Raw genomic sequence first — 19,324 nt, forward strand, 5'->3', positions numbered from 1 at the left:
TTCCTTTGATAATTGCAGAATTTCGAGCCCGGAATTTAGACCGCCCAACGCTGCGTTTCAAGCGGCATAACGAAGGCGCGGAACGAAAATCACCGGATTTTTCAGATGTTTTGGGCCAACCGGGCGGTGGCGCGCCCGGTTGAAGATCGTGATCAGCCGACAAAGGCCTTTTCGATGACAAATTCCTTGGGGTCGGAATTTGCTCCTTCGCGCAGGCCGAACTCTTCCAGGATGGCCTTGATGTCATGGTTGAACGCCAGGCTGCCGCAAACCATTGCACGGTCGGTTTCAGGTTTGATACCGCCTTCGATGCCCAGATCGGCAAAGACCGTTCCGTCTTGCAGCAGGGTGGTGATGCGGCCCATCTTGGGGCTGTCTTCGCGTGTTGTGGTCGGGTAATAACGGATCTTGTCCGCAAAACCTTCGCCCATCAGCTCGGCCAACAGCTCATCTTGTTTGATGCTTTCAATCAGCTCGCGACCATAATTCAACTCGGCCACGTCGCGGCAGGTATGGGTGATGATGACCTCGTCATAGTCTTCATAGGTCTGCGGCTCGCGCAGCAGCGATGCAAAGGGGGCAAAGCCTGTGCCGGTGGCAAAGAACCAGATTCGCTTGCCGGGCAGCAATGCGTCATGCACCAGTGTGCCAACCGGCTTGGGGCGCAGGATGATCTGATCACCGGGCTGGATATGTTGAAGCTTGGAGGTCAGCGGGCCGTCCTGCACCTTGATCGAATAGAACTCAAGCTCTTCGTCCCAGGACGGCGACGCGATCGAATAGGCGCGCAGCAGAGGTTTCTGGCGGCCGGTCTTGGGGTCAGGGTCGCCCATCAGGCCGATCATCACAAACTCGCCCGAGCGGAACCGCAATGAGGCGGGACGCGTGACCTTGAACGAGAACAGCTTGTCCGTCCAATGTTTGACATCGGTTACAGTTTGGGCGTCGGGAAGGACGGGGGCCTTGACGGCGGTGGCTTCGGTCACGGGTTTCATCTCTGTCATCGTTTCACAGCTGGTCGGGCGACCGGCATCTCCGTTTAAACACTGTTAGAAGGCAAGAAAAGGGGACAGATTGCCCCCGTTTCTTCACAAGCAGGCGATGTCGGATTATCCGCGCAGGCGTGCCTGGTAGTTGTTGTCTTTCCAATTGGCGCGGGCCAGCCACTGATCTTCGGGCTGACGTGTGGCCAAAGCGTTGTCGATTTCAACCTCGTCAAACCCGCTGCGGCGGGCCATGGCGTACTGGTCAGCCAGCACATGACCTTTGGCGCGTAAGCGCCCCGTATAGCCTTTCAGGCGCAAGACGCGCGCGATGGTAAAACCGCGCCCATCCGCCGACGACGGAAAGTCGACCCGCACCATTTTGGCGCAGCCCAGACGTTCAACCAGCTCATCAGGGTCGGTGTCCGAGGCCACATCCAGGGCCACAACATCATTCGCGGCATCATCCAGTGTGACATAGCCGTCGGTCCAGTCATCGGGGCTGAACCCCTCATCGGTTACGATTACGTTCATGTTTTCTCTCCGGCGCGCACCATCTTGCCATCGACAAAATGAATGCCGCATTCTTCCTTGTTCTGATCGCGCCAGCGTCCGGCGCGGGGGTCTTCGCCCGCTTTGACCGGTGAGGTGCAGGGGGCACAGCCGATCGAAGGGTATCCTTTGGCCACCAGCGGGTGCCGGGGCAGGTTGTTTTCTTCCATATAGGCGCGCACATCTTCGGGCGCCCAATGGGCCAGCGGGTTCACCTTGATCCGGCCTGTACCGTCTTCGACCTCAAAGAATTCAAGCGCGGCGCGGGAGCCCGCCTGAAACCGTTTGCGTCCGGTGATCCAGCCATCAAAACCGGACAGTGCCCGTTGCAGCGGGAAGGTTTTGCGCAGGTTGCAACACGCATCCATGTCACGCAGGCGCAGCGCGCCGTACGGATCGTCACGTTGAACGTCCTCTTCATCCGCGCGGATGATTTTGACGTTCTTCAACCCCAGACGTTCGCTGACCTCTTGCTGGTATTCCAGCGTTTCTGCAAACAGCATCTGAGTGTCGATGAACAGCACCGGGGTCATCTTGTTGACCACCGCCGCCATATGCAGCAACACCATCGACTCTGCGCCGAAACTGGAGACCAAGGCCAATTCGTCGATCGCCTCAAGCGCGCCATGCATCACGTCATGGGCCGAGTGATGGCGGAACCGGGCATTCAGCGCCTCGACCTTTTCGGTCAGTTCGGCGCGGTCTTTGCCCAGCTCCGTCTGGATCAGGTCAAGCGGCATTCGCCTGCGCCTCGGGGTAGAGGGCTGCCTTGAACGGAGCCATGCCAACCCGGCGATAGGTCTGCAGGAACTCTTCCTCTGCGCTTTCGCGCTGTTCCAGATAGGTGTCGACGATCCGTTCCACCGCCGGAACGATTTCATCATAGGCAAAGCCGGGACCTGTACGGTCGCCAATGGCCGCCGTTTCGGTTCCGTCGCCACCCAGGGTGATCTGGTAGTTTTCGACCCCTGCGCGATCCAGGCCAAGGATGCCGATATGACCTACATGGTGGTGACCGCAGGCGTTGATGCAGCCCGAGATCTTGATTTTCAGATGGCCAATATCATGCTCAAGCTTGAGGTCATCAAACCGTGTTGCGATTTCTTGTGCCACAGGGATCGAACGCGCTGTCGCCAGTGCGCAGTAATCCATGCCGGGGCACGCGATGATATCGCTGATCAGGCCGATATTGGCGGTGGCCAGCTCATGTTCCTTGAGCTTCGCATGGATCGCTGGCAGGTCCGATTTGTGGACATGCGGCAGGATCACGTTCTGCTCATGGCTGATACGCAGCTCGTCATAGGCGAACTCTTCAGCCAGATCAGCCATCACGCGCATCTGCTCGGCAGTTGCATCACCCGGCGTTGCACCGTGTTTCTTGATCGAGATCGTGACAATCGCGTGGTCCGCGTTCTTATGCGGCGCGATATTTGTGTCGACCCACGAACGGAAAACCGGATCGTTGGTATAGGCGCTTTCAAAGGACGCAACCGAGCCCTCGCGGAAATTGGGCGCCGCGAAGTGGGTCTTGATCTCTTCCAGCAGGTTCATGTCAGCGCCTTTGAATTGCGGACGTACCTGTAGGAAACGTTCATTAACCTTGGCTCGGATGGTGTCGATGCCATTTTCATGCACGGTGATCTTGATACGCGCTTTGTACTTGTTGTCGCGCCGACCGATCTGGTTCCAGACGGAAACCGTGGCTTCCAGATAGGCCAGCAGATCGTCAAAGGCGACAAATTCAGACAGTTCCTTACCGATCATCGGGGTGCGGCCCAAACCGCCGCCCACGATGACACGCGCGCCCAGAACACCTTCGCGCTCAACCAGTTGCAGACCGATATCATGCGCCTTAATCACGGCACGATCGTTTTCCGAGCCGGTGATGGCGATCTTGAACTTGCGCGGCATGAACTGGAATTCCGGGTGATCGGTCGACCACTGGCGCAGCAATTCTGCGTACGGGCGCGGGTCGGCGACCTCATCCGCGGCAGCGCCTGCGAAATGGTCGGCGGTCACGTTGCGGATGGTGTTGCCGCTGGTCTGAATGGCGTGCACGCCAACCTCTGCCAGAGCGTCCAGCATATCCGGCACGTCTTTCAGCTTGGGCCAGTTATACTGAATGTTCTGACGCGTGGTGAAATGGCCATAGCCCTTGTCCCACTTTTCGGCCAGCAGGGCCAGTTGGCGCATCTGATCACTGGAGAGCGTGCCATAGGGAATGGCAACCCGCAGCATATAAGCGTGAAGTTGCAAATACAGGCCATTCATAAGGCGCAGGGGCTTGAACTCATCTTCTGTGAGCGATCCGTCGATACGACGCTCGACCTGTGCACGGAATTGCTTGTTACGTTCTTCCAGGAAGGCTGTGTCGAACTCAGAGTAACGATACATGTCTAGCTGTCCTTCGTTGCAGCCCCAGGTCCGGGGCCTTTAAGGGGAGAAGTGGCCTGTGATCAGGACCGGGGCTGCGTTTGTGTTTCCTGCTTTCCATGGGCGTAGTTGGAAGGCCCAGTACGGCGGAAATCCTCACGGAAATGGGTAGGTTCGGGACCGTTTTCACCGGCAATGGCATCTGCCAGATAAGCACCCACGATGATATTGGCCTGGCGCTCGGCATCCAGCAGACGCAGCTGCGCATGGGCTTCATCGGTGATCAGCTCGGCCTCGGACAATGTCCGCGACCAACGGTCATCTTCTGTCAGATAGATCACATCGCCTTCCATCAGGTCATTGGCGGTGACCACCTTGGGTGTAAACGCGCGGGCCATGTGGCGTGCTCCTTAATCTTCTGTCTGTGTCAGTCGGCGTCAGGACAGGGATGCGCCAGGTGCCGTCTGCGGTGTTTGACTTGATCCTCAATATAGGAAATATTCCCACTTGTTTGCCATATGGTGCGGTAAATAAGAACATACGTCCTTCTGCTTGCCGGTTTCGGGACGTTGGTTTTGGAATTGGGACGGAATTGGAATGTCGGTTCGAATAGATGATACAGATCGGAAAATTCTAGCGGAGCTGCAGCGCGATGCCAGCCAGTCACTGGACGAAATTGCAGCGCGGGTTGGCAGTTCCAAGACACCTGTCTGGAATCGTATCCGCAAGTTGAAGGGCGCCGGTATCATCGGGCAGCAAACCGTGCTGCTGGACGCCGAAGCGCTTGGATTTGAAGCAACTTTCTTTGTTCTGATCCGCACGTCGGAACATGAGGCTGACTGGCAACGCAAGTTCCTCAAGGCGCTGCGTGACAGGCCGGAAGTGCAGGAAGCGCACCGTTTGGCCGGGGATATCGACTATATTCTCAAGGTGCGCGTAAAGAACGCCCGTGCTTACGACGCGTTCTATCAGACGCTGATTTCAGAGGTGAGGGTACATAACGTGACTGCCTTGCTGTCGATGGAAGAGATCAAATCAACCACGATGCTGCCGTTGGAAGCATTGAAAGAGGTGTGAGGCCTGCATGCAACTTTGCCCACCGTCCAAATGTGGTGGTCGCCCACCGAAGTATTCCGACAGATGAAGCCAGGGATCCGAAGACTATGTCTCGACCATCAGCTCGGTAAGGCCGTGGAAATGATAGGTCGGTGCATAGCGGGGCTGTCCGTGCAAGCGCAGCTTGGGACATCGCTGGAACAGGATCGGAAGGGCGATGCGCATTTCAAGCCGGGCCAGCGGGGCGCCGACGCAGAAATGGATACCCCCGCCAAAGCTGCTGTTGGTGGTGATTGCTCGGCTCGGGTCAAATCTGTTGGGGGCGGGCCAGAGTGCTGGGTCTCGGTTGGCGGCCCCCAAAAGCAGCGCGATCTGGTCGCCGCGTTGGAACCGGTGGCCGTAAAGATCGATCTCTTCATAGGCATAGCGGGTGAACAGATGCAGCGGCGGGTCATAGCGCAGAATCTCTTCTATCGTCGCATCGATCGAATCTTGGGTCAGCGCTTCTGGGCCAGTTCCAGTTTCGAGGAGGGTTTTGACACCATTGCCGAGTGAATGAACCGTGGCCTCGTGCCCGGCATTCAGCAGAAGAATGCAGGTTGAGATCAATTCGCCATGGGACAGTTTCTCGCCCTTGTCTTCGGCTGCGATGAGCGAGGTAATCAGATCATCGCGCGGCTGGCTGCGGCGGGTTTCGATATAACCCGTCAGGAAGGCGGTGAAGTCTTGCGTGGCGCGGGCGGCTGCGTGCTCAGTTTCTTTGGTGCGACCGGCCTGATACATGGCCACCATCGCATGGGACCAGCGCAGCAGGTCGCGGGCCCGATCCTCTGGCACGCCCAGAAGCCGACAGATCGTGATGACCGGGATCTGGGTGCAATAGGCTGACAGCAGATCGAAGGGCGCATCGGGGAATTGATCGATCAGGCTGTGGCAGAGGGTTTCCAGATCATCGCTCAGACCCGCAATGGCACGCGACGTGAAGGCACGCAGGACCAAAGAGCGCAGGCGGGTATGGCGTGGGGGCTCAGCTTCGAGCAGGGAATGGGCCTCGACAGTCAGCCAAGGGGTCAGGTGATCTGGTTGGGGCTGTTCCAGCTCTTTGGGTTTTTCGGTACCGAAACGCCGGTCGCGGAACACCTCTTGCACGGCATTGTGTGAGACCGCAGCTGGCATGTTGTAGTCGGTCCAATAGACCAGATCGCCCAATTGCCGCGCCCGGTCGTAGAACGGGTAGGGGTTCTGGACAAAGTCAGTTTCGGTCGGGGATTGCTGGATCGTCTTCATGCGCTGCACACTTGCCACGGCGCGTGTTGAATGCAAGACCCTAAGACATGCAACGGATTTGGATCATCCTGGGTTTTCTTGCCGTCGTCGGGCTTTTGACCGTCGGCGTCTGGACCTATGGTTACCGGCAGGCTTTGTCGCAGCTGAGCGAAAAGGCCGAAGCGGATCTTGAATTGGCCGCGGACCGTTTGAGCACGCAGATGCAGGTCTATCAGGAGCTTGCGGTGCTCATGGCCGACCATCCGAGCCTTCAGGGGCTTGAGACGCTGGAACAGGCGCGCGTGGCGCAGGCGGTGTTGCTGGATGTTGCTGACAAAACAGCCGCTGTGAATATCATGGTTCTGGATCGAGATGGGCGAGTATTGGCTGCAGCGCAGCCGGTGCGGCAGGGGCAGCTTTTCACCCATCCCGCCTTTCAGCGCGCCATGCAGGGGTCGCTAGGCAATGCGCATGGTGTTGATCCTGACAGCGGGAACCGGACCTATTCCTATGCCGCTCCTTCGTTTGGGCTAGAAGGGCAGGTGGATGGCGTTCTGATGGTCGTTGCCGACGTGCAGGATGTGGAACAGACCTGGCGCGGCAGTACCGAGGCGGTGTTTTTTGTCGATGCCGAGGGGGTTGTGTTTATCTCGAACCGGTCGGACCTGTTGTTCTGGCAGCGCATTGCGGGTCAGTCGGGGTTGGTTCCGCCAGAGGGGCGCGATACTGCTTTTGACGCACGTTTCGTCGGTGCGCATGAGCTTTGGCGCCTGAATTGGGGGCGGTACCTGCCCCAGAAAGCCTTGCACCTGACGCTGGATCTACCTGTTATCGACATGACGGCAGAAGTTCTGGTGGATGTGGCGCCTGCGCAGCGGCTGGCGGGTTTGCAGGCCTCGGCGGTGGCGGCGATCTGTCTGGCCTTCGGGGCGTTGCTGTTTCTGGCCACGGAGCGCAGACGGGCCTTGGCCGAAGCAAATGCGGTGCTAGAGACACGCGTGAAAAAGCGGACCGAGGCATTAACGGTTGCGAACACAGCATTGCGTCGCGAAGTGGTCGAACGGGAAGAGGCGGAGGCGGCGCTGAAGCGGGCTCAGGACGATCTGGTTCAGGCCGGCAAGCTGAGCGCTTTGGGGCAAATGTCGGCGGGGATCAGCCATGAGCTGAACCAGCCTTTGATGGCCATTCAGCAATTTGCCGAAAACGGCACCGCCTTTCTGGAACGCGGGAAAGATGACAAGGCGGGCGAGAACCTTGGTCGCATTGCCCAGATGGCAGCGCGGATGGCACGCATCATCAAGAACCTGCGCGCATTTGCCCGCAATGAAAGCGAGCCGATGGGCAAGGTTGATCTGGTTCAGGTCATCAATACGGCGGTTGAGCTGGCTGAAGTGCGGTTGAAAGCGGAACAAGTAGAACTGGTCTGGCAGCCACCCGATCTGCCGGTCTTTGCCTGGGGTGGAGAGGTGCGTTTGGTGCAGGTTTTCGTCAACCTGATCAACAACGCAATCGACGCGATGATCCATCAGCAGGACCGGCGCATCGAGATCACGCTTCATACCAAGGATCGCCTTGAAGTGACCGTGCGCGACAACGGTCCGGGCATCGAAGAGCCCGAGAAACTGTTCGAGCCATTTTATACCACCAAGGCCGTGGGCTCATCCGAAGGTATGGGGCTGGGGCTGTCCATCTCATACGGGTTGGTGCAAAGCTTTGGTGGCAATATTCGAGGCGCCAACACCGGTAACGGCGCGGTGTTCACCGTCGAGTTGGATCCGGTCAGACAGGAAAAGGTTGCATGATCCGAAAAGTGCTGGTGGTCGATGACGATGCGGCGGTGCGCGAGGCTTTGTCCCAAACGCTGGAACTGGCCGATTATGAGGCGATAGCCTGCGGATCCTTTGTGGCGGCAAAAGATCTGATCCAGCCCGATTTCGCGGGGGTGATCGTTTCTGATATCCGGATGCCGGGTCGGGATGGGTTTCACCTTTTGACCTATGCAAAAGACATGGATCCCGAGTTGCCCGTGGTATTGCTGACTGGTGAGGGGGATATCCCGATGGCGGTCGAGGCGATGGGGTCGGGGGCTTTTGACTTTCTGGAAAAGCCCTGTGCGGCGGCGGATCTACTGGCCGTTTTGGAGCGCGCCTGCGCAGCGCGTCATGAGGTTCTTGAGCAACGCGCGATGAAATATGCGCTTGAGCGGGGCGATGCGGCGGCGCGAATGTTGTTTGGCCAATCCGCGCAAGCGGATGAGCTGCGCGCGCGTGTGCGCTCGGTCGCGCCGACCTTGGCGGCGGTGTTGGTCATGGGGCCTGCTGGAAGCGGTATCTCGAAAGTAGCCGAGGTCATTCACCTGATGTCGCCCCGGTCGCAGGGTGCTTTTGTCAAACGTCTGGCCTCGGGGCTGACGGTCGAGACCTTTCAGCTTGCCTGTCAGGATGCGGCGGGGGGCTCGCTGTTTCTGGATGAGGTTTCGGCCTTGCCGGAACCGGTGCAATACGCGGCGGCTGAACTTTTGGATCAGGACGGGGACGTGCGGATCATAGCGGGGACGACAAATGATCTTGCCGAACTGTCGGGGCAGGGCCGGTTCTTGCCTGATCTGTTCTATCATCTGGATGTGATGCGCGTGCGGATCCCGGCCCTGTCCGAGCGCCCCGAGGATATCCCGGTGATCTTTCGCCATTATGTCGCCCAAGCGGCGGAACAGGCCGGGATTGCCGCGCCCGAGGTGTCGACCGAGCATCTTGCGGCGCTTATGGCCAGCGACTGGCCGGGCAATGCACGATCCCTGATGTCTGCAGCGATGCGGTTTGTGCTGGGTATGCCTGAAGACGTCGCGCAGGCCGCGTCATTGGGATTGAGCGAACAGATGGCGCGAGTCGAGCGATCCTTGCTGATCGCAGCGCTGGGGCGTCACAATGGCAAAGCATCAGAGGCGGCAAAAGCGCTGAAGCTGCCGCGCAAGACTTTTTATGACAAGCTGGCGCGGTATCAGATCCGTCCAGAGGATTACCGGCGCTAGCGCTCCCGCCGGGTTGGCCTGCATTGACATGCAGTTCAACCCGTTGGGCGTGGCAGTCTGCGGTGCGGACTGCGGGTGCGCCAATGTCAGCCTAGCTGTGATTCGCTTTGGTGATTCGAGAGATGTGCGAAATCTCGCACAATCCTGAATTGCCCTGTGCGAAATTTCGCACACCCATTGGGTCGAGCGACTGAGTGAATTTTCGAATGATATGTAAGATACTGTATTTAAATGATATTAACAGGTATCGTTCCGCGCGATCAAAATGTTGAGCGGTTGCGGCTGAGTCGTTTCACTACCGGACATGGCCGTGGGTTCGTTGAAACGCGGCACTTGATAGGAAGTCTGGGAGGAAAAGACAGATGAAATTCCTGACAACAGCTGCCACCGCATTGGCGTTGTCCGTAACCGCAACAGCCGGTTTTGCCGCCTGTGATGATGGTGAGATCGTGGTGAAGTTTGCCCATGTCACCAATACTGACAAACACCCCAAGGGCATCGCGGCCTCGCTGCTGGAGCAACGTGTGAATGACGAGATGAATGGCGTCATGTGCATGGAAGTGTTCCCGAACTCGACCCTTTATAACGATGACAAGGTTCTTGAGGCCATGTTGCAGGGCGATGTGCAACTGGCCGCGCCGTCGCTGTCGAAATTCGAAAAATTCACCAAACAGTTCCGCCTGTTCGATCTGCCGTTCATGTTCAAGAACATCGATGCTGTGGATGCGTTCCAGGCGTCCGATGCTGGGCAGGCGATGAAGGACAGCATGCAGCGTCGCGGCTTGCAGGGGCTGGAATTCTGGCACAATGGCATGAAGCAGATGTCAGCCAACAAGCCGCTGGAAACACCCGCCGACGCAGATGGTTTGAAGTTCCGCGTGCAGTCTTCGGACGTGCTGGTGGCGCAGATGGAAGCCATCGGTGGAAGCCCGCAGAAAATGGCTTTCTCTGAGGTGTATGGTGCGTTGCAGCAGGGTGTTGTGGACGGGCAGGAAAACACCTGGTCGAATATCTATGGCAAGAAGTTCTTTGAGGTTCAGGACGGTATCACCGAGACCAACCATGGCATCATCGACTATCTGGTTGTCACCTCGGTTGACTGGCTGGACAGCCTGGAACCGGACGTGCGGGACCAGTTCCTGACCATCCTGTCCGAAGTGACGGAAACCCGGAACAAGGAAGCCTTTGCCGTGAACGAAGCCGCCAAAGCGTCGATCACCGAAGCAGGTGGCATCATCCGCCAGTTGGATCCAGAGCAGCGTCAGGCTTGGGTCGACGCGATGAAACCGGTCTGGGACAAGTTTGCCGGAGACGTGGGTCAGGACAAGATCGACGCCGCGCAAGCCATCAACGCCGGGTTCTAATCCGGTCAGGCCGCGCGTCGCGGGACTGGGGAGTTAACGACGCGTGTGCTCTGGCGGGCCGGCCAACGGCCCGCCATTCTCCCTATCATCTGAAAAACGTGGGGACAAAGATATGTCTGGTGCGAAATCCGGCCCGACCGGGCTGGTCGACCATATCGAAGAGACGCTTATTGCGGTGTTGTTGGGCCTGATGACGGTCGTGACTTTCGCCAATGTCATCGCGCGGTTCTTCTTCAACTCGAACATCTTGTGGGCGCTTGAGCTGACGGTGTTCATGTTCGGGTGGCTGGTGCTGCTTGGGGCTTCTTATGCGGTCAAGAAACACGCCCATCTTGGGGTCGACGCGATCCTGAACATGCTAGCGCCCGCGCCGCGCCGGATTCTTGCTCTGATCTCGGTAGTTTGTTGTCTGTTGTTCTCATTGCTGTTGCTGAAAGGGTCTTATGACTACTGGGCCGTGTTCGCCGATCTGCCACCCACATCCGGTCGCTGGTTCCCGACAGGGTTCAATTTCGACGCCCGCAGTCAGAGCTTTTACGAAGTCGATGATATTCCGATGGTGGCGCCTTTCAGGTTTCTGGAGGACATGATCAACTATGGCGAATACTACGAAAAACTGCCCAAAGTGGTTCCGTATTTCATCCTGCCTTTGTCAATGTTGCTGCTGGTGATCCGCTTTGCGCAGGTTGCTGTGCAAATCTGGCGGGGCGAGACTGATCGACTGGTCGCCAGCCATGAGGTCGAGGACGAGATCGAAGAGGTTCGCGCGCAGCAGGGGGAGCATAACTGATGGATGTTGTTCTGCTGTTTTCGATGGTCATTGGCCTGCTGCTGATCGGGGTTCCGATTGCGGTGGCGCTGGGGCTAAGCTCAACCCTGTTCCTGCTGATCTATTCCGACAGTTCGCTGGCCTCGGTCGCAGGCACACTGTTTGAAGCGTTTGAGGGGCACTTTACCCTGCTGGCGATCCCGTTCTTCATCCTTGCTTCGTCCTTCATGACAACGGGTGGTGTGGCCCGGCGGATCATCCGCTTTTCGATTGCCTGCGTGGGTCATCTGCCCGGTGGCCTGGCGATTGCGGGTGTGTTTGCCTGCATGCTGTTTGCCGCCCTTTCAGGCTCGTCTCCGGCAACCGTGGTGGCCATCGGCTCGATTGTCATCGCCGGGATGCGGCAGGTGGGTTATTCCAAGGAATTCGCTGCCGGTGTCATCTGTAACGCCGGGACGTTGGGCATTTTGATCCCGCCTTCCATCGTGATGGTTGTCTATGCGGCCGCTGTCGAGGTTTCGGTCGGGCGCATGTTCCTTGCCGGTGTCATCCCGGGCCTTATGGCGGGTCTGATGCTGATGGTGACGATCTATGTCATGGCCAAGGTCAAAGACCTTCCGAAAGGTGATTGGAAAGGGTGGGGCGAGATCTTTGTCTCGGCCAGAGAAGCCGGTTGGGGCCTGTTCCTGATCGTGATCATCCTGGGTGGTATCTATGGCGGGATCTTCACGCCGACCGAGGCGGCAGCGGTCGCGGCTGTCTATGCCTTCTTCATCGCCAGCTTTGTCTACAAGGACATGGGGCCGCTGAGCACGGCGGACGGCGAGCGCAACCTTTCGCTGCTCAAAAAACCCTATGCGTTGATCACAGCGTTCTTCCATCCAGACACCAAGCACACGCTGTTTGAGGCTGGGAAGCTGACCGTCACGCTGTTGTTCGTGATCGCCAACGCGCTGATCCTGAAGCACGTTCTGACAGATGAACAGGTCCCGCAGCACATCGCCAGTGCGATGCTGTCGGCGGGGCTGGGGCCAGTGACCTTCCTGATCGTTGTGAACGTGATCTTGCTGATCGGCGGTCAGTTCATGGAACCTTCGGGGCTGTTGGTGATCGTTGCGCCGCTGGTGTTCCCGATTGCCATCGAATTGGGTATCGATCCCATCCATCTGGGCATCATCATGGTGGTGAACATGGAGATCGGGATGATCACGCCTCCGGTCGGGTTGAACCTGTTTGTCACGTCTGGTGTCGCGGGGATGCCGATGATGAGTGTGGTGAAAGCGGCGCTGCCGTTCCTGGCTGTGCTCTTCGTATTCCTGATCATGGTAACCTACATACCCTGGATCTCGACCTTCTTGCCCAATACCTTCATGGGGCCGGAAATCATCACCAACTAGACACTCTTTGCCGGGCTGGTTTCGCGGCCCGGCAAACCTTTTTTCCGGTTTAGTGAGAATACCCGTATTTCTTGAGGTATTCCGCCACCCAACTGATCCCACCATAGGCGCGACGGCGACGGCTGCCCCAATAGCCTATCTTGTCATTGACCAATTCAACCGGTTTTGGATCACCGTTGAAGATCACGATTTTCGGGCGCCTCGGGCGGTGTTTGTACTGCCGAAATATCAGGCCGAACGGCCAATAGTGCACAAGGTGAATGATCCCCACGCACCAGTTTTTCGGGTAAACTTTTCGGTTGAACGCACGTGCTGAAATATAGTTCTGATCATTGTCGTATTTCGGCAGCGCCGTGCGGCCGTCGAACTGGTCAAAGAGGTGAAACTGTTCGGACGGGATGAACCCGACGATGGACGAGTTTCCGCGCGTCACCTTGTTCATCAACCACGGCGCACGATCCCAGATGACCGCCGGTATCATGCGCCAGACAAACCCACGAAACTTCGGCATCAGGAAAAGCCCACCCTGGTCCTGAACGAGCGTCAGCAGCGGGGCAAGATCACCGGTGATCAACAGATCCAGATCCAGAAACAACGCAGTATCGTAGTCGGCGACAATGTCTCGGTTGAACATCAGCAACTTGGGCCATTTCCCGTGGGTCCAGTCCTGACGATCGAGTTGAGGAAAGCCTAAGGGATAGGTGAGAATACCCTGATCCAAGCCGTGGGGGTTATCGGTTATGCAAAGAAAGTCATGTTCCAACTGCAAGTGGTCTTGGACCGCCCCAAACAGCATATTGACGTAGTCCGGGCCAAAAGCGTCGCCCCATTTCATACAAATCACGCATGTCTTCGGCTTTGAATGCTTCTCGACTTTCATCTGAATGTCCTCATTCCCATAACCGTTCCGCTGTTGGGTTGGGAAATTGTGACACAAGAAGGTCTCAACAGAATGACACGCGTCCGTCTCTCTTGAAGAACACGCAAGATCGCTTACGTTCTGGAGAGAGGACGACCCCCCCAACCATGGGACAAGTATCGGGACGACCCGATAATAGATGAGGTCGTTCTATGCCCTGGATTTATCTTCTTCTTGCTGGCCTGCTCGAAATTGTTTGGGCTTTTGCCATGAAACAAACAGCTGGCTTCACCCGATTGTGGCCAACGGCCATCATGGCCGTGTCAATGGCGGGCTCGTTTGGTTTGCTGGCCTTGGCGATGCGCAGCCTGCCTCTGGGTACGGCCTATGTGATCTGGACCGGTATCGGTGCAGTCGGAGCTTTTGCTGTGGGCGCTGTATTCCTGGGCGAGGCTGTCACACCAATGCGACTGATGGCGGCGGCGCTGATTGTATCCGGCATGATCGTCATGAAACTTGCTTGACGCGCGGCTTGCCACAGTTTGTTCTGCGGTCGACGCAACCTTGTTGCGAAAGGAGCTGACCCCATGATGACAGATTTGGACAAACACCTGCTGCGTATTGCGTTCGAAGAGGCGCAGGCAGGGTTTGACGAAGGCGGGTGCCCGATTGGTTCTGTCCTTGCGCGCGACGGAGAGGTGGTCTCGCAAGGCCGGAACCAAAGGGTGCAAAAAGGCGATCCAATCGCGCATGGCGAGATGGACGCGCTGCGCAAAGCAGGGCGTCAGAAAACCTATCGTGACACGGTACTCTATACTTCTCTGTCACCCTGCATGATGTGTGCAGGTACAATTGTTCAGTTTGGTATTCCACGGGTGGTAATTGGCGACACGCAGAATTTCGGCGGCAACGAAGAGTTCCTGCGTCAGCGCGGTGTCGAGGTCATTCTGGCAGAGGACCCCGATTGCATCGCACTCATGCGTCGCTTCATCGCCGAGAAGCCCGAGCTTTGGGCTGAAGATATCGCAGAGTGATCGACTAGGCGTCGGCCAATGCGTCGATAATACCCGAAAAATCTGCAGCTTTCAGGCTGGCACCGCCAACCAAAGCTCCATCAACGTTGGACACACCAAAAATTTCGGCAGCGTTTCCGGGTTTGACTGAACCGCCATAGAGCAAGCGGATCGATTGGCCGATGCTTTCGCCAAACCGTTTTTCCAGAAGGGTACGCATGAAATCATGTACTTCGGCGATCTGCTCCAGAGTTGGAACCTTGCCTGTTCCGATGGCCCAAACCGGCTCGTAGGCGACGACTAGGTTTTCGCCCGTGGACTGATCCGGAATGGACCCCGCCATCTGACCGCCAACCACATCCAAGGTATTGGCCGCTTCGCGTTGTTCCAGGCTTTCGCCGACGCAGATGATGGACAGGAGGCCAGCTTCCATGGCCGTTTGGGCCTTGGCGCGTACATCCGCATCAGTCTCGCCGTGATCGACACGACGCTCGGAATGGCCAAGGATTACCGAAGATGCGCCAGCATCCATGAGCATCTGGGCACTTACGTCACCGGTATGAGCGCCCGATTGCGCAGCGTGGCAATCCTGACCGCCAATAGCGACGCCCGAGGTCTTTGTTACTTCTGCGGCCCTGTGCAGCAACGTGGCGGGTGGGCAGATCAGAATGTCAATCGCCGAGTCTGGATAGCGTTGCGCCAGCTCCGAAAGGTCAGCCAGAGATGCCCCGGTACCGTTCATTTTCCAATTGCCAGCCGCCAACTTACGCCGCATCGCGGACCCTCCAGTTCGATTGCATTTCGCACCGGATACCACCCTGCGGCCAACCTGACAATTACAGTTGTCTGCGCCGGCGTCGAATTGTCGGGATGTCTAGGACTGAGCCGAGATCGACTCGTCGAACTTGATGGACTCGCCGCAGCCGCAGGCATCAACCACGTTGGGATTGCGAAATTTGAACCCGGCTTCCAGCAGCGAGACCTCATAGTCGATCTCGGTTCCGAACAGGAACATCTGAGCCATGGGCGCAATCATCACCCGCGCGCCGCCTTGTTCCACCACTTCGTCATGAGGGTCAGCCTCATCAACATAGTCCATGGTATATTCCATCCCCGCACAGCCGCCTTTCTTGACACCGATGCGCAGGCCAGCATGACCACCCGACGTCATCAGTCGGACAATCTGTTCTGCTGCCTTGGGCGTTATGGTCACGGCCTGCTTGCCGGGAATGCCAAACATGGAATGCTCCGTTCTCGCGTTACTATGGTAATTTAAGGTGCCTTGATGCCTGGCTCAAGGGATGTTCGCACTCGATAGTCCAACTGTGACCAGAGGGAAGCGTCTTGCAGCTTGCCATAGATGCATTGGTGACCATAGTTTGTGCTTAAAACTGAACTCTTTCACCAAAGGCAGGTATCTATGATCTCCTTTTTATCGCTTCCTCTTCGAACGGGTATAGTGCTTGTTGCTTTGAGCATCAGCCTTGCCACCAACGCCTCGGCAGATAATGATGCGCGTCATCCCGTCAACTGCGCGACCGCGCAAGGTGATCTGCGCGCGATTGCGACAGAGAAGACGCATGCAGAAGAAAAGCAGGCCGAAAGCGTGATCGCCATTACACCCGCAGGTGCGCTGCTGGGGCTGGTGACGGGAACAGAGCAAAAACGTCTGAAGATGCTGTCTGGCGACTATATCACCGAGTTGGACAAGCGCGCAGCCGAGATAAAATCGACCTGCAATATCAAATAGGGTGCCAAAAGAAAGGACCGTTCTCGGGCAAGAACGGTCCCTATTTCTGGGCCAGCCGGTTGGGGACAGCAAACTGGTTTAAGGCCCATGCGCGCCATGTGTTTGGCGAAGGCATGTGTCGAAATTCTGAAAGGACTGTAACAGTTTAGAGACTGTTTTGCGACAGGAGCAAGTTTGCTGTGGATAACTTCCGGGGCTACATAAAGCCCAGTTCAAGTCGCGCCTCATCTGACATCATCTCCATGCCCCAGGGCGGCTCCCATGTCAGTTCAACATCAACTTCCTTCACACCGGCAACGGGTTCAATGGCTTCGACGATCCAGCCGGGCATCTCGCCGGCCACCGGGCAGCCCGGCGCAGTGAGCGTCATGATGATTTTGACGGCGTTCTCGGCGCTGATGTCGATCGTGTAGATCAGGCCAAGGTCATAGATATTGACAGGGATCTCCGGGTCAAACACGGTCCGGCAAGCGTCCACCACGGGCTCGTACAATGGGTGTTCGATGGTCGATGGCGCAATGAGTGGGCTGCCTTCAAACTGTTCGCTGGGGTGGGTCATAAGTGCCTCGGGTCCGTTACCTGAGAGATTATATAGGGAAAGACATCCAGAGCGTCCAGAGCAGGCGTGGCGCCGAAAGACAGCGCCACGTTAGGTCAATCGTTAATGTCGTGATTAAAAGTCTTTACCTGACCATGGGGCAGGGCGAACATGCGGCGCAGACCAAGCCATGCGGCCAAAGACAGAACCGCAAAGATCAGCAGCAGCACTGGCAGAACAGGCGTCATCCCCGTGATCCACAGCAGCAGCCCGGTCAGTGCGGCGCCGATGGCAAAGCCCAAGAAGATGAATCCGGGCAGGATGACCTCGGCAATGGCCAGAACCAGCGCTCCGGCCAGCCACAGCCACCATGTCAGCCAGAAGGGATCCACCATCACTTGCCTCCTTTGAGCATGTTGAACGCATTGCCAAATGCTTCAAGCGCATTTGCGGGCACCACAATGGTTTGAGAGCCATTTCCATTGCCCAAAGCATTCAAAGCTTCGACCTGTTTCAGCGCAACCTGATATTGTGCCGCTTCAAGGCCGTTGTCCTGGATCGCCTTGGCCACGACACCGGTGGCAAAAGCTTCGGCCTCGGCCTCGATCCGGCGCGCTTTGGCGGTTTGTTCTGCGGCATACAGCTCGGCATCCGCCTGCAACTCGACCGCGCGTTTCTGGCCTTCGGCTTCGGTCACCTGCGCACGGCGGGCGCGTTCGGCGTTCAGCTGTTGCAGCATCGCGTCGCGGGTGGCCTGGTCCAGGTTCACATCCAGAATCTCGGCGCGGGTCACTTCGATGCCCCAGTCGTCCACGGCGGTTTCCACGCTTTCCTGAATGCGGGTGATCAGCTGCGCACGGTTCGACTGGACCTCATCCAGATCCATCTTGCCGATCTCGGCGCGCACGATACCGGCCACTGTGGTGGCAATCGCGCCGTCTACGTCGCGGATACGATACACCGTCTTTTCCGGCTCCAGAATGCGGTAGAAGACCGAGGTGTCGATCTGCACCAGCACGTTATCCTTGGTGATCGCGTCCTGCGTCGCGTTGGGCAGCTGGCGTTCCAGGATCGAGATTTTGTGACGCGCAACATCCAAAAACGGCACGATAAAGTTGATGCCGGGCCCCAAGACCGAATGCAGCCGCCCAAAGCGTTCGACAACGTATTTTTCCGATTGCGGAACGATCTTTATCCCCTTGAAAATAATCGCGATGATAAAGGCCGCAGCCAGCAAATAAACGATGTTCGACGTAAGAAGTCCGATAATCTGTTCTTGGTTCATATCTGTCCTCTTTTATTGTGTACTATAGTATACATGTGGGAATTGAATCGCCCATTTTCAACTCTGGTATGGATTGAAAGGGCAGGTATTCATATCTTTGAACCTCAGCTTTTGGTGCGTAATTTTTGGGTTGTGACCGCTTTGCATCCCTTGTTGATTGCGGTAACCGGGCCTCATGAAACTGATAATCGACACCGATCCTGGCATTGATGACGCGATGGCCATCGCTTATGCGGCTGCCGCGCCCGAGCTTGAGCTGGTGGGGCTCACCACCGTGTTCGGCAACACCCATACCCATCAATCCAGCCGAAACGCGCGTTATCTTCTCCATCGTCTGGGCTTGTCAGTGCCCGTCGCACAAGGCGCACGCGCGGCTTGGGGCAAGGCCGAGCATAACCCGTCCAGCCATGTCCACGGGCCCGAAGGGTTTGGGGATCTGGTCGAGATTCCGGATATCGGCGAAAACCATGCGACCCCGGCGGCCGAGTTTCTGGTGCAGATGGCGCAAGAGCATCGCGATGAACTGGTCATTTGTGCCGTTGGGCCCTTGACCAATATCGCAGACGCCCTAGGCCTGGACCCTGAGTTTGCGTCCAATCTGGGCCGGTTGGTGATCATGGGGGGTGCGGTTTTTGTACCCGGCAATGTCTCAGCCCACGCCGAGGCCAATATCCATAATGACCCGCGGGCCGCGCAGGCGGTGTTTCAAAACCCACCCAAGACCGTCTTGGTCGGGCTGGATGCCACCATGAAGACCCTCTACCAAAGCTCGGATTTCGAAGCTTTGGCGCAGCACTCGCCGGATATGGGCGGCTTCCTCCGCGATATCTCAGAGTTCTACCTACGGTTCTACAAAGAGGTTGTGGGCGTCGATGGCTGTGGTTTGCACGATTCAACCGCGGTTATTGCTTGCAGCCACACTCATATGTTCGATTTGGTCGAAACCGGGTTGTCTGTGGTGACCGACGGGGATCGTGTCGGCGCAACTCTGCCCGATGCCTCAAATCCGCCGGTTCAAGTGTGCCGCGACGTGGACGGCCCTGCGGTGGTGGAACTGTTCACCCGGCACGTGGCGTCTTTGCCCTAGCGGG

Annotated in this window: 22 protein-coding genes; 10 read left to right on the forward strand and 12 right to left on the reverse strand. The window is 57.4% G+C overall.

Annotated elements, in window-relative coordinates:
• Positions 1–152 precede the first annotated feature (152 nt).
• The 5 genes from GOX45_RS05300 to GOX45_RS05320 all read right to left on the reverse strand — a co-directional run bounded on the left by GOX45_RS05300 (position 153) and on the right by GOX45_RS05320 (position 4,306).
• Positions 153–1,004, reverse strand: a complete 852-nt coding sequence (locus GOX45_RS05300) for a ferredoxin--NADP reductase (protein ID WP_171098712.1) — start codon at positions 1,002–1,004, stop codon at positions 153–155.
• Positions 1,005–1,109: 105 nt separating this feature from the next.
• Positions 1,110–1,517, reverse strand: a complete 408-nt coding sequence (locus tag GOX45_RS05305; RefSeq protein WP_171098713.1) for a DUF934 domain-containing protein — start codon at positions 1,515–1,517, stop codon at positions 1,110–1,112.
• Positions 1,514–2,275 carry a phosphoadenylyl-sulfate reductase gene (locus tag GOX45_RS05310; protein ID WP_171098715.1) on the reverse strand — a complete coding sequence of 254 codons (762 nt, stop codon included), beginning with the start codon at positions 2,273–2,275 and terminating at the stop codon, positions 1,514–1,516. The genes GOX45_RS05305 and GOX45_RS05310 overlap by 4 nt, the downstream gene beginning before the upstream one ends.
• The gene (locus tag GOX45_RS05315; RefSeq protein ID WP_171098717.1) at positions 2,265–3,929 is read right to left on the reverse strand and encodes a nitrite/sulfite reductase; all 1,665 of its coding nucleotides are present in this window, start codon (positions 3,927–3,929) and stop codon (positions 2,265–2,267) included. The genes GOX45_RS05310 and GOX45_RS05315 overlap by 11 nt, the downstream gene beginning before the upstream one ends.
• Before the next feature lie 62 nt (positions 3,930–3,991).
• Positions 3,992–4,306: a DUF2849 domain-containing protein gene (locus GOX45_RS05320; RefSeq protein WP_171098718.1), complete on the reverse strand. Its 315-nt coding sequence runs from the start codon at positions 4,304–4,306 to the stop codon at positions 3,992–3,994.
• A gap of 199 nt (positions 4,307–4,505) precedes the next feature.
• Between GOX45_RS05320 and GOX45_RS05325 the strand changes: the two genes are divergently transcribed.
• Positions 4,506–4,985 carry an Lrp/AsnC family transcriptional regulator gene (locus GOX45_RS05325; RefSeq protein ID WP_171098720.1) on the forward strand — a complete coding sequence of 160 codons (480 nt, stop codon included), beginning with the start codon at positions 4,506–4,508 and terminating at the stop codon, positions 4,983–4,985.
• Positions 4,986–5,069: 84 nt separating this feature from the next.
• On the opposite strand, the gene GOX45_RS05330 is transcribed toward GOX45_RS05325, so the two are convergent.
• Positions 5,070–6,251 carry a cytochrome P450 gene (locus GOX45_RS05330; RefSeq protein ID WP_171098722.1) on the reverse strand — a complete coding sequence of 394 codons (1,182 nt, stop codon included), beginning with the start codon at positions 6,249–6,251 and terminating at the stop codon, positions 5,070–5,072.
• A 47-nt stretch (positions 6,252–6,298) separates the two neighbouring features.
• Here GOX45_RS05330 and GOX45_RS05335 point away from each other — a divergent pair, with 47 nt between their 5' ends.
• The 5 genes from GOX45_RS05335 to GOX45_RS05355 all read left to right on the forward strand — a co-directional run bounded on the left by GOX45_RS05335 (position 6,299) and on the right by GOX45_RS05355 (position 12,788).
• Entirely contained in the window at positions 6,299–8,032 is a 1,734-nt protein-coding gene (locus GOX45_RS05335; protein ID WP_171098724.1) for an ATP-binding protein, read from the forward strand.
• Positions 8,029–9,258 (forward strand): sigma-54 dependent transcriptional regulator, encoded by a 1,230-nt coding sequence (locus tag GOX45_RS05340; RefSeq protein WP_171098725.1) that lies wholly within the window; start codon positions 8,029–8,031, stop codon positions 9,256–9,258. The genes GOX45_RS05335 and GOX45_RS05340 overlap by 4 nt, the downstream gene beginning before the upstream one ends.
• Positions 9,259–9,620: 362 nt before the next feature.
• The gene (locus tag GOX45_RS05345) at positions 9,621–10,622 is read left to right on the forward strand and encodes a DctP family TRAP transporter solute-binding subunit (protein WP_171098727.1); all 1,002 of its coding nucleotides are present in this window, start codon (positions 9,621–9,623) and stop codon (positions 10,620–10,622) included.
• A gap of 112 nt (positions 10,623–10,734) precedes the next feature.
• Positions 10,735–11,412, forward strand: coding sequence for a TRAP transporter small permease (locus GOX45_RS05350; protein WP_171098728.1), 678 nt, complete (start codon positions 10,735–10,737; stop codon positions 11,410–11,412).
• Positions 11,412–12,788: a TRAP transporter large permease gene (locus GOX45_RS05355; RefSeq protein ID WP_171098730.1), complete on the forward strand. Its 1,377-nt coding sequence runs from the start codon at positions 11,412–11,414 to the stop codon at positions 12,786–12,788. Before GOX45_RS05350 ends, GOX45_RS05355 begins: the two co-directional genes overlap by 1 nt.
• Positions 12,789–12,837: 49 nt before the next feature.
• On the opposite strand, the gene GOX45_RS05360 is transcribed toward GOX45_RS05355, so the two are convergent.
• A complete protein-coding gene (locus GOX45_RS05360; protein ID WP_171098732.1) occupies positions 12,838–13,668 on the reverse strand; it encodes a hypothetical protein in 831 nt (276 codons plus the stop codon).
• A gap of 191 nt (positions 13,669–13,859) precedes the next feature.
• Between GOX45_RS05360 and GOX45_RS05365 the strand changes: the two genes are divergently transcribed.
• Complete coding sequence (locus tag GOX45_RS05365) at positions 13,860–14,171, forward strand: multidrug efflux SMR transporter (protein ID WP_171098734.1); 312 nt, start codon at positions 13,860–13,862, stop codon at positions 14,169–14,171.
• A 63-nt stretch (positions 14,172–14,234) separates the two neighbouring features.
• Positions 14,235–14,681, forward strand: a complete 447-nt coding sequence (locus GOX45_RS05370; RefSeq protein WP_254445936.1) for a nucleoside deaminase — start codon at positions 14,235–14,237, stop codon at positions 14,679–14,681.
• 4 nt (positions 14,682–14,685) lie between these two features.
• Here the strand turns inward: GOX45_RS05370 and tpiA are convergent, their stop codons facing one another.
• Both tpiA and GOX45_RS05380 read right to left on the reverse strand, forming a co-directional pair.
• Positions 14,686–15,435 (reverse strand): triose-phosphate isomerase, encoded by a 750-nt coding sequence (gene tpiA / locus GOX45_RS05375; protein ID WP_171098738.1) that lies wholly within the window; start codon positions 15,433–15,435, stop codon positions 14,686–14,688.
• Between the two features lie 99 nt (positions 15,436–15,534).
• Entirely contained in the window at positions 15,535–15,900 is a 366-nt protein-coding gene (locus GOX45_RS05380; protein WP_171098740.1) for an iron-sulfur cluster assembly accessory protein, read from the reverse strand.
• A gap of 141 nt (positions 15,901–16,041) precedes the next feature.
• On the opposite strand from GOX45_RS05380, the gene GOX45_RS05385 reads away from it, so the two are divergent.
• On the forward strand, positions 16,042–16,410 hold the full coding sequence (locus tag GOX45_RS05385) for a hypothetical protein (protein WP_371808954.1): 369 nt from the start codon (positions 16,042–16,044) through the stop codon (positions 16,408–16,410).
• A 196-nt stretch (positions 16,411–16,606) separates the two neighbouring features.
• Here GOX45_RS05385 and GOX45_RS05390 read toward each other — a convergent pair whose 3' ends face one another.
• The 3 genes from GOX45_RS05390 to GOX45_RS05400 all read right to left on the reverse strand — a co-directional run bounded on the left by GOX45_RS05390 (position 16,607) and on the right by GOX45_RS05400 (position 18,233).
• Positions 16,607–16,969, reverse strand: a complete 363-nt coding sequence (locus tag GOX45_RS05390) for an SUF system Fe-S cluster assembly protein (RefSeq protein ID WP_171098742.1) — start codon at positions 16,967–16,969, stop codon at positions 16,607–16,609.
• 95 nt (positions 16,970–17,064) lie between these two features.
• A complete protein-coding gene (locus GOX45_RS05395) occupies positions 17,065–17,343 on the reverse strand; it encodes an NfeD family protein (protein ID WP_171098743.1) in 279 nt (92 codons plus the stop codon).
• On the reverse strand, positions 17,343–18,233 hold the full coding sequence (locus GOX45_RS05400; protein WP_171098745.1) for an SPFH domain-containing protein: 891 nt from the start codon (positions 18,231–18,233) through the stop codon (positions 17,343–17,345). The genes GOX45_RS05395 and GOX45_RS05400 overlap by 1 nt, the downstream gene beginning before the upstream one ends.
• A gap of 175 nt (positions 18,234–18,408) precedes the next feature.
• Here GOX45_RS05400 and GOX45_RS05405 point away from each other — a divergent pair, with 175 nt between their 5' ends.
• Positions 18,409–19,320: a nucleoside hydrolase gene (locus tag GOX45_RS05405; RefSeq protein ID WP_171098747.1), complete on the forward strand. Its 912-nt coding sequence runs from the start codon at positions 18,409–18,411 to the stop codon at positions 19,318–19,320.
• Positions 19,321–19,324 lie beyond the last annotated feature (4 nt).

This window comes from Ruegeria sp. HKCCD7255, from assembly GCF_013031565.1.
Lineage (GTDB): Bacteria > Pseudomonadota > Alphaproteobacteria > Rhodobacterales > Rhodobacteraceae > Ruegeria.